Annotated in this window: 6 protein-coding genes and 1 pseudogene; 1 reads left to right on the plus strand and 6 read right to left on the minus strand. The window is 38.3% G+C overall.

The window, feature by feature from the left end:
- Window positions 1-24 precede the first annotated feature (24 nt).
- The 3 genes from HQN86_RS11255 to HQN86_RS11265 form a co-directional block, all read right to left on the minus strand.
- Entirely contained in the window at window positions 25-1,626 is a 1,602-nt protein-coding gene (locus tag HQN86_RS11255; RefSeq protein ID WP_172661061.1) for a SusD/RagB family nutrient-binding outer membrane lipoprotein, read from the minus strand.
- Window positions 1,627-1,645: 19 nt separating this feature from the next.
- Window positions 1,646-5,002 (minus strand): SusC/RagA family TonB-linked outer membrane protein, encoded by a 3,357-nt coding sequence (locus HQN86_RS11260; RefSeq protein WP_216854379.1) that lies wholly within the window; start codon window positions 5,000-5,002, stop codon window positions 1,646-1,648.
- 115 nt (window positions 5,003-5,117) lie between these two features.
- Window positions 5,118-6,305 (minus strand): ROK family protein, encoded by a 1,188-nt coding sequence (locus HQN86_RS11265; protein WP_172661062.1) that lies wholly within the window; start codon window positions 6,303-6,305, stop codon window positions 5,118-5,120.
- Between the two features lie 718 nt (window positions 6,306-7,023).
- On the opposite strand from HQN86_RS11265, the gene HQN86_RS11270 reads away from it, so the two are divergent.
- A complete protein-coding gene (locus HQN86_RS11270; RefSeq protein WP_172661063.1) occupies window positions 7,024-8,679 on the plus strand; it encodes an alpha-L-fucosidase in 1,656 nt (551 codons plus the stop codon).
- 74 nt (window positions 8,680-8,753) lie between these two features.
- On the opposite strand, the gene HQN86_RS11275 is transcribed toward HQN86_RS11270, so the two are convergent.
- From HQN86_RS11275 to HQN86_RS11285, 3 genes and pseudogenes are all read right to left on the minus strand, one after another.
- Window positions 8,754-9,713 (minus strand): transketolase family protein, encoded by a 960-nt coding sequence (locus HQN86_RS11275; RefSeq protein ID WP_048903308.1) that lies wholly within the window; start codon window positions 9,711-9,713, stop codon window positions 8,754-8,756.
- Window positions 9,714-9,715: 2 nt separating this feature from the next.
- Window positions 9,716-10,573, minus strand: coding sequence for a transketolase (locus tag HQN86_RS11280; protein ID WP_172661064.1), 858 nt, complete (start codon window positions 10,571-10,573; stop codon window positions 9,716-9,718).
- A gap of 215 nt (window positions 10,574-10,788) precedes the next feature.
- Window positions 10,789-11,184 (minus strand): annotated as a pseudogene (locus HQN86_RS11285) (hypothetical protein); the annotation flags it as partial.

Consider the following 11,184-nt stretch of genomic DNA (forward strand, 5'->3'; position numbering starts at 1 on the left):
ATTAAGGGCTTTTTAATTTAACAATTATTTTTTATCCCACCAAACACGACCAAAGGCATCATTTGGACCGGTTCCAAAATCTGGATTTTTAGCCATTTCTGCCAATGCAGTTTGTTGATTTGCATAATTTAAGTTGGTTGGACTTAACAAATCTATACCTGCTCTACGCGCTAAAACTAGCGGTGTCCCATTGGCCTTTAGTTCAGACCATGCCAAAACAGACGTAGTATTAGGAAAACCAGTTCTTTTCCACCAAGCCCAAGCTTCTAATGGTTGTCTGAAAAGATCCAAATAAGCCTGACAAGCGATTTGATCAGTAGCTTTAGCCGCATCAAATTTAACTCCAGCTTTATTATAATAAGTATCGATTGCTGGGGTAGTTACTGCAGTAAAACCTGTCACATTCGCATCAACAGCTCTGTCACTGTAAAATTGAATGGACGCGTATACTCCATTTTTATACCATGTTTCGGCAACGTCTGTAGTAACACCACGGGCTGCAAGATCAGCACGGATAAAGCAATACTCGGCATAAGTAAGTACAGGAAAAAAGCCTTTACCTTTACCCGCACCCTGGCCATCGTTTTCGTTATAATTAGGTGTAAATAACCTGTGTTGTAACTGTGATAAATTATCTAACGAAGCATACAATGGCGCATTTGCAGGTAATTTTGCTTCATCAGGACTGGTAAAACTTCCAACATAATTTCCAGCTGCATTTGGACGGTAATATATGGCTAACCTAGGATCGCCTTTGGCAACCAGAAAGTCTAAAACAGGTTTACCTGCTGCAAAGTTTGCAGGGTTAAAGTTTCCGCCACCATCTGCATAGGATGGTCCCACCTTAAGCATCCAGGAATCATTAACATTTGCCATTTGCACTGGATCTGCTAATACTTCCGTTGCAATTGTTTTCATTTTGGCTGGGTCAACTTTCATTAAGCGAATAGCTATTTTCAAGCGCAAAGCATTTGCTGCTTTAGCCCAAAGTGTTGCATCTCCATTAAAATATGGATCATTTCCACCAAGACTGATCTGACCTGTGGTTGAGCTTTTTAAAGTAGCTACCGCTGCTTTCAGTTCTTCGTCCACTTTTGCAAATATTTGCTGTTGGGTATCATAAATAGGGGTGGTAGTACCGCCATACCTTGCTTGAAAAGCTTGAGTATACGGTATACTTCCGTTGATATCACTCACATAAAATGCATAGTAAGATAAAAGTATTTGTGAAATTGCTTTCATCTGAACCCTTGCATTTTTATCAGCATCAGGCATTGATTCTATGTTTTTTATCCCATCAACTAAAGCTGGGCCTAATCTGCCATAAAATATTTTACCATAACGCGTATTAAATTGCGAGCCAACATTATTAAAATTCAATCCGTTTCCAGTGCTTAAAGTACTGTACTGCATCCAAAGATTTGCAGCACGATACACATCGGCGAAGTATTCAAAATCATCTTGAGACCCTACTGCAGCCCTAAGAAATTGATCTTCCGGCTTAACCTCGTACAGTGTATTAGGGTTTAAATTTGCCTTTACAAAGCTTTCCTTTTTACAACCACTCATTGCAAGCAAGGTTGAACCCATAAGGAAAAAATATTTTGCTTTATTTATAATTTTCATATCTGTATTATTTAAATAATTAAAACGATGCTCTGATATTAAAACCTAAGCTTCTTACCAAAGGGAAACCACCATACTCAGCAAAAGCACCTGCTCTATTGCTAAAGATGCTTTCAGGATTTACACCATCCTTAGCTGTTTTGTATAGATAAGCTATGTTTCTACCGGTTAAATTCAGGCTTAAAGTATTTATTTTTAATTTACTTAAATATTTACTTGGTACAGTGTAGCCTACTGTTACTTCGCGAAGTGCTACCCAAGAATTTTCAAATACTGAATACTCTCTAATACCACTAGACCATTGACTTAAATTTTCATAATATGCGTAAGCAGGTATTGGTTTTAACAAACCTTGTTTAACCGCATCTGCATAAGTCATTCCACCTAAGTCTACTCCATTAGCCTTTAATCCATCGTTTAATACTCCATCCGGAATAATACCATCGTGTTGTGTTACGCCATTTGCATCGGTATAACTTACTCCTCCGGAAGCTTCATCCCTACCAAATAATGAATTTGTGAATGAACCATTCGCTGATCCATATTGATGGGTTCCTGAAGCCATTAAACCACCAATTTTCGCATCAATTTGAAAACCTAAAGAAAAGTTTTTGTAAGATAGGTCCTGTCTTGTACTGGCAAGATAATTTTCCATCATGGTTCCTAAATTTTTCCTGGTTCCATCATAATCCTGAGATCTAACAAAAGTGTAATAGCCACCGGTAGTTCCATAACCTGTGTTACCTAATACTTTTTTGCCATTACTTGGGCTTGCAATTGGATTGCCGCTTGCGTCTTTCTTTTGATAATATGAATAGGCATAACCTGTAATCAACGATCCGTATTGTTCCCCTACTCTGGCAACAGAAGTAATATCGTTACCAAAAGCTAAATCTAAATCGTAATTTTCAACTCCAGGTGCTAATTCCAATATTTTGTTTCGGTTACGTGTAAAAGTGACAGACGCATTCCAATTAAAATCTCTTGATTCGATTGGCTTACCTGTTATCAAGACCTCGATACCTTGATTTTGGATGTTACCAGCGTTTAAAGATTGTGAACTAACTCCTGATTCCTGTGGTAAAGAAAAGCTTAAGATTTGATTGTAAGAATTTTTCTTGTAGTATGCAATATCAAAATTCAAACGGTTTTTGAAGAATCCTAAATTGGTACCAATTTCGAGCTCCTTGGTTAACTCATTTTTTAAATTGCTATTTCTAAGAATGTTATCACTAAATCCATAAACCGATTGATTACCGCCGCCAGCATTGTTAAAGGTACCATCTTGTAGTCTGTAGTAGCCATCAGTATTGGTAAGCTGTGGTTTTGCTGATAATCCTGTATATGAGTACGATCCCCTTAACTTACCAAAAGATAATATCGAACTATTTTGGAATACCGGTAATTCAGTAAATATCCAGGCCAAACCTACACTTGGATAAAAGTATGAATAATTACCGTGACCATCTCTGTAAGTAAGCGCCGATGACCAGTCATTTCTTCCACTAACATTTAAGGTCAGCATGTTTTTCCAGGTAATATCTCCGTACAAATAAACTGCGTCGGTACGTTCTCCTAAATTTGGATAAGCAGTTGTTGTTGAAGGATTAATGGAATTTGAAATGGAATAAACATCAGGAATTTTTAGACCACCATTGGTAACCGATCTGTTATAAAATGCAGAGTTCCCAAGATTTTTTTGATAAGTTTCCCCACCTATTGAGGCATTTAATTCAAAATCACTTGAAAGTTGCTTAGTTGCATTTAACAAGCCTTGAACACGATAAGATTTATTGGTATTTTGCGTTATTTCGTAATCGCCACCAGCGAAGGCAATACCAGCTCCTCTATTTTTCCTTTCGTAAGCAATATTGTAAAAGTTAGTATTTGTTCTTACCAAAGCCGAAAGCCAAGGAAGAATTTTAATATTTACATCAATATTTGCCAATAAATTATTCTCCTTTTGAGTCCTGTTGTCATTTTGAAGTCCATAAGCAAATGACCCTATACCGTAAGGATCGTAACGATTTCTATCGCTCGAGCCCAACGCACCGCCGGTTACCGGGTTGATATTGTTATTGATATAGGCATTTAAATCAACGTTTCTAGGCTTATAATATGTAAACGCAAACAAAGGATTATTTGCACTTCCTTGTCTTGCCGGATTCAATGAATTTGACATGGTGTAGTTTACACTCGCATCAACTGAAATTGATTTCGAAATTTCTCTGGTCACTCTAAGTGCAAATGCATCTCTTTTTAGTTTATTTCCAGGTTCAACACTCGAATTATTTAAATTGGTATAGGCTAAACGATAAGTTGTGTTTTCACTAGCACCTTCAACCGATACGTTTGTATTGATAAACTTTCCGGTATTAAAATAATCTAATGGATTATTGGCAACCCAAGGTCTCATTACGCCATCTAAATCCTTTACCATTCTGCCATCCAACTTAGGACCGAAAGAATAACCACCTACATAGTAACCTGCTGACTGATCAACAACATCTACTCCGTTAGCATCTTTAGCAAATACGGGAGAAATTCCTCCTCCATATTGATTTTGAAGATCTACAAATTTATAGGCGTTATCAAAAGAGCTAGTTTGAGAAATGGTTACACCCAAACCTTTGCTAGTTTTACCCTTTTTTGAAGTAATTAATAATACTCCACCTGCAGCTTTTGAACCATACAATGCTGATGCAGCAGCTCCCTTTAATACACTAATACTCTCAATATCATCAGAGTTAATATTTTTCATGATGTTACCAAAATCTGCCGCGTCGCCCCATGAGTCTGCTCCGGAAGTTCCCGGTTCCATTAATATCCCATCATAAACAACTAAAGGTTGCGTATTTGAGCTTAATGATGAATTACCTCTTATTCTAATTCTTGAAGAAGAAGTCGGACCACTGGCCCCCTGATTAATCATTACACCTGCTACTTTACCCTGTAAAGCATTTACCACATTAGCGTTATTTGCTTCTGCCAATTCGCTACCGCTAACAGCTGTTGCCGAATAACTTAGTCTTTTGACATCTTTCTTAACACCAAAACCAGTAACAATAACTTCAGAAAGCGATTCTGTGTCATCAACCATCACAATAGTCTGATTGGCTGAAGCGGCAACTTCCTGGCTAACCAAACCGATAGATTTAATAATCAGTTTAGCACCTTCTTTTACTGAAAGCACAAATTTTCCTTCGGCGTTAGTAGAAGTTCCATTTTGAGTTCCCTTTTCGAGAACACTTACCCCAGGGATGGGATTACCAGACGAGTCTTTTATCGTGCCAGTAATATTCTTCTGTGCAAAAGCTGTTATTGTTAAAAAACATAACAACAACAGACTAAAACACTTTAAGTACATTTTTTTCATAATTTTAATTTATTTAGTTAATATTAGTTTAGGATAATTAGGGATTTCTTGATGGATCTTCTTTTATTTCTGCATATACAATTAGTTTTAGTTAAATATTTATATTAGTTAGTTTTTAATTGAATAAGCTATTCTCCACCATTAAACTGGCAGCTGCTAACAACTCTGCCTCTTCACTTAAAGTAGAGAACATTATTTCAGTTTGCTCAGCTATTCGCGGTATACAAAATTCATTGAGTGCTTGTTGTATGGGAGGAAGAAGCATTTTTCCTGCTTTGGCACCTCGTCCACTTAACACAATTCGTTCAGGATTTAAAATGTGAATTAAAGTAGCCAGCCCCTTACCAATCTGAAATGCGGCTTCAGCTAAAATGGAAATTGCAAGCGGATCTTGCTTTACAACTGCATTTAAGAAATGATCAGCATGGCTTTTACTTTTATCTTTAAAAAGAGCCTTTAAGCTAGTTTCTTCACCATTTCTCACTGCTTTTTCGGCTTTCTGAACCATTATCAAAAGAGATGTTTCCACTTCGAGACATCCCCGCTTGCCGCAGGAGCACAAAGTATTTGAATTAGACAAGGGTATATGGCTAAATTCTCCGGCGTAACCGCTGCTGCCCCGGTATAATTTACCGTTGATAATCATTCCAAGGCCAGTGCCCCACCCAATATTGACCACGAGCACATCACTTAAATTTCTTGCTTCTCCAAAATTTAATTCGGCCAGAGCGATCAAACTTGAATCGTTATCTATGTATACCGGCAACCCTATTTTTTTTGAGAGGTAATCTTGCAGGCTGATGTCCTTTTCAACTTGCATAAAGGAATAATTCATACCTTTTTCCGCATTGATAAAGCCAGGCATTCCAATACCAATGCCCAAAAAACGCTCTTTATCAATTGTTGACTTCTTTATACAATCATCAATAAATGCGATCAAAGTATCGGCACTTTTACTCATAGTCATATCCAAATCGACCACCTGGGTTGGTAAAACCTGGTGATTCGAGAGATCATATATTGTTAACTGAGTAGTTAATTGATCCATGGCTACAGCTATTATGTACCGTTTATAATTGGGATTCAATAAAAACATTAAAGGGCGCCTTCCCCCTGTAGATGGCGCGAAACCCTGTTCTATAATTAAACCCTCCCCCATTAACGCATTTACAGCCGACGTAATTAAAGGCAGGCTTTTTTTAGTACGCTTACTTAAATCAATCAGCGAAGATTTTTTTTTATAATAAAGCTGCTTGATGATGTCAGCCCTTAATTGCTGCGCTTTCTTAATTGTTGCTGACATTTTTTAGTTTAGTTTCCATAAAAATATAAATAAAAGAAAAGAAATGCAAACTTTTTAAAAAATTTAATTACATCGGTCATTCTGAATAAATAATTAATCAAGAATCAGTACATACCTCGGAAACCTACTGCCTATTTAATTTACCAACAGCCATGCTAACAGAAAATCATTAATGGAAAGAAGCAGACTAGGATCGGCTAATACTAATCGGTATAAATCAGAAATTACTCGCGAAAGGATATATTTCACTAAATAGAAATGGGTAAATTCAATGGAAGCTCCGCTTTGGCCCTGAAGTCATCTCAAAATTCGAGACCAAACCACATAACAGGAACATTTTTAGGTGCATCTCGGGCTAATTAAATAATATAATGCAATTTCATTTATCTAATAGCGACTAAAAACATACAAAAATATTTAACCAAAATAAAAAAGCCTTTTAGTTATTAAAACTAAAAGGCTGACCATCAAAGTGGAGAATAGCGAAGTTCAAGTTGCCTCAATTCGCAAAAACAAAATTGAAATATCCAGATAAAAAACCAGACTTTAGATTACAAAACGGCCACTTTCGATGAAATACCCACAGGTCACCTCTTAACCATTTCATAAGCAATATTAACACCACAATATGTTAATATTGCTTATGAAATGGTTAAACAACCTAGCTGCGGTAAGTTTTAAAATCCCTTCCTTTGAAGGACCAAATTGACAAATCTTTATGAAAAGAAGAAATCTAATTAAAGGGCTTGCAACGATTATTCCAGCGATGGCCTTATCCAAATCAATAGCTGCGACCAATTATTTTTTAGATCCTGCAGGAAGTAAGGAATTCGCAAAGATACCTTTTTCACCAACCTGGGAGTCTCTGGAAAAATACGTTGTCCCTCAATGGTATAAAGACGCCAAGTTCGGCATTTGGGCTCACTGGGGTCCGCAGTGCGAACCTGAGCGAGGTGACTGGTACGCCAGAGGTATGTACGAAGAAGGCTCTGATCAGTACAAATACCACGTGGAAAAGTACGGACATCCAAGCGAATTTGGATTTAAAGATGTAATTAATAAGTGGAAGGCTGAAAAATGGGACCCTGATTATCTTGTTGGTCTCTACAAAAAAGCAGGCGCACAGTATTTCGTTGCGCTGGCAAATCACCACGACAACATGGACCTTTATGATAGCAAATACCAGGAATGGAATTCTGTAAATATGGGGCCTAAAAAAGATCTTATGGCTGGTTGGGCCAAAGCTGCAAAAAAATATAAATTACCATTAGGGGTAAGTGTTCATGCATCGCATGCATGGAGCTGGATGGAAACTGCTCAGCGAGCGGACAAACATGGGCCAAAGGCCGGTATTCCTTACGATGGAAAAGTTAAAGCAGAAGATGGTAAGGGCAAGTGGTGGGATGGAAAAGATCCACAAGATTTGTATGCACAGAATCATCCGCTGAGTAAAGACAGCGAAAACAACAGCGCCATTCATGCCCAATGGAGTTGGGAAAACGGTGTGGCAGAGCCTACAAAGGAGTATATCGAAAAGTTTTATAACAGGACCATCGATCTTATTGACAAATACAATCCCGAGCTGGTCTATTTTGACGATACTGTGTTACCATTGTGGCCGATCAGTGATGCCGGGCTCAGGATTGCTGCCCACTTGTACAACAAAAGCGTAAAGAAGAATGGAAAAGTTACCGCTGTTGTCAATGGTAAGATTTTGAATGAACAACAGCGCAAGTGTATGATCTGGGACATCGAACGCGGGCAAAGCAATAAAATTGAACCTTATACCTGGCAAACAGATACCTGTATCGGTGCCTGGCATTATGACCGGAGAATTTTTGACAATCACCATTACAAGTCGGCCAAAACCGTGATTCATACCCTACTGGACGTAGTAAGTAAAAACGGGAATCTGCTACTGAATATACCTTTACGAGGCGACGGATCCATTGACTCTGATGAGCTGGCAGTGGTAGAGGAAATAGGAGAATGGATGAAAATCAACAGTGAGGCTATTTATGCAACCAAACCCTGGAAGGTATTCGGTGAGGGACCTGCAATAGAGAATGTTGCTCCGCTAAGCGGGCCAGGTTTTAATGAAGGCAAAGGAAAACCATTTGATTCAAAAGATGTCAGATTTACCGCCAAAGGAAACGATTTGTATGCGACAGTTCTTGGCTGGCCAGAAGACGGAAAGGTGAACATAAAAAGCCTTGCAAAGGGAAGTTCCTTGAATACCAAAGCTATAAAAAAGGTAACGTTGTTAGGTACGGGAACAACCTCAGATTTTCAGCAAAATGCGGACGGACTAACGATCAAAGTTCCGGGTGTAGAGTCGAAACTGAGTTATGCACTGGTGTTCAAAATATCCTAAACAATTTAACTCAGTTCCATATAAGTAATTCGGGCCAACCGACGTTGGCCCGAAAATACTCTGCTAAGAAATAGTTATTTTTTTGCTCTTTTAATTACTTTTTGAGCTGCTTCAATAATATTAATTGAATCTAATCCGTATTTAGTCATTAACTGATCAGGAGTACCACTTTCCCCGAAGCTGTCGTTAACAGCAACAAATTCCTGAGGAGACGGAAGCTCAGTTGAAAGTAATCTTGCAATGCTTTCTCCTAATCCGCCAAACTTATTGTGCTCTTCGCAAGTAACCACACATCCTGTTTTCTTTACAGATTTCAGAACTGCTGCTTCATCTAAAGGTTTAATGGTGTGGATATTGATGATTTCAGCATCAATTCCCATTTCTGCTAATTTTTCGCCAGCTTCAATGGCTTTCCAAACCATGTGTCCGGTAGCAATAATGGTTACATCAGTACCTTCATTTACCATCCATGCTTTACCGATCTCGAATTTTTGATCAGGATCAGTAAATACAGGGATTACAGGGCGACCAAAACGCAGATAAACTGGTCCATGATGCTCAGCTATAGCAATAGTAGCGGCTTTTGTTTGATTATAATCACAAGGGTTAATTACAGTCATGCCAGGAAGCATTTTCATTAAGCCTATGTCTTCAAGAATCTGGTGAGTTGCACCGTCTTCCCCAAGGGTTAAGCCAGCATGGGAAGCACATATTTTTACGTTTTTGTCAGAATAAGCTACCGATTGGCGGATCTGATCATAAACCCTGCCTGTAGAAAAATTGGCAAAAGTTCCTGTAAAAGGAATTTTACCACCAATGGTTAAACCGGCTGCAATACCGATCATGTTTGCCTCAGCAATGCCGATCTGGAAAAAGCGTTCAGGGAATTCTTTAATAAAGGCATCCATTTTTAAAGAGCCCACTAAGTCTGCGCATAGTGCTACTACTTCAGGATTTTTTTTACCTGCTTCAAGTAATCCTGCTCCAAAACCAGAGCGGGTATCTTTTTTTTCAGTGTATGTATATTTTTTCATTATTAATAATCTTTTAAGGTACTTGGTAATTGGGCAAGAGCTAGTGCAAGCTGCTCGTCGTTTGGAGCAACACCATGCCATTTGTGCGATCCCATCATGAAATCAACACCAGCGCCCATTTGGGTGCTCATTAAATTCAAGATTGGCTTACCTTTTCCTAAAAGTGATTTAGCATAATGCAATGCTTTAACTATAGAATCCATATCGTTACCATCAGAATTGATCACATGCCATCCAAAAGCCTCAAATTTTGCCTGTAGATTTTCAAGAGATAATACTTTTTCAGTAGGGCCATCAATTTGCTGTCCGTTATAATCAACTGAAGAGATCAGGTTATCTACTTTATTAAAAGGAGCATACATAATCGCTTCCCAATTTTGACCTTCCTGTAACTCTCCATCACCATGTAAAGAATATACAACCGAGTGATCTTTATTTAATTTTTTTGCAAGGGCTGCTCCGATAGCCACAGACATTCCCTGCCCTAAAGATCCAGAGGCAATTCTAATGCCTGGAAGTCCTTCGTGAGTTGTGGGGTGACCTTGTAACCTTGAATTTAATTTTCTGAAAGTTGCCAGTTCACTAATGTCGAAATATCCCGACCTGGCCAGAACGCTGTAGAAAACTGGTGAAATGTGTCCGTTAGAAAGGAAAAACAAATCTTCGTCTTTTCCATCCATTGTAAAATCAGTAGAGTGGTTCATTACCTCGAAATACAGTGCGGTAAAGAAATCTGCACAGCCTAGAGACCCTCCCGGGTGACCAGATTGGCAGCGGTGTACCATTCTAACAATATCCCTTCTTACCTGAGCAGCAATATCTTCTAATTCTTTGATACTTCTATGTTTTATATGTTTCATTTAACAAAATTTAGTTTGTACTGAATATTCCGAAAAAGTAGCCGGGCTGTGTAAAAAATAGGCAGTATTACTCCGGCACCAAAATTTATTATTTTTTTATATCGTCAAAAACAAAAATCATGTTTTATTTGATCGCTTTATAAAGCTGATCATAAACGAGAGAATTTTAGTACCCTCTTAATGATCGGCCTCTTTTTCTATAGTCTTAATATTAATTAATGTGCAGTAGCTGATGCAGTTTTTACATTTTTTTGCCAGAAGAAAAATATAATGAACAACACCACCAGTATTCCAGGGAAAGCTATCATTTTCACTAAGGTATCCTGCCCTGCAGCAAGTTCCAGTGCTCCTCCTTTTAAACCTAATGCTACATTTTCTGCTCTTGCTGAATCAATCCAACTTCCTATAAAGGGTTGAAATATAGCCGTTGAGAACATCCCAACACCTCCAACAATCGACATCCCTAAAGCACCACTTAGCGGAACACGCTGGGCAACTGCTCCAATCATAACCGGCCAGAAATAACATACCCCTAAGGCAAATATTACCGTGGCAACATATGCAAGTGGTCCTGTAACCACGCTGAACATGTAAATGCCAATGGCTGCCAG

Source organism: Pedobacter panaciterrae (assembly GCF_013204795.1).
Lineage (GTDB): Bacteria > Bacteroidota > Bacteroidia > Sphingobacteriales > Sphingobacteriaceae > Pedobacter > Pedobacter panaciterrae.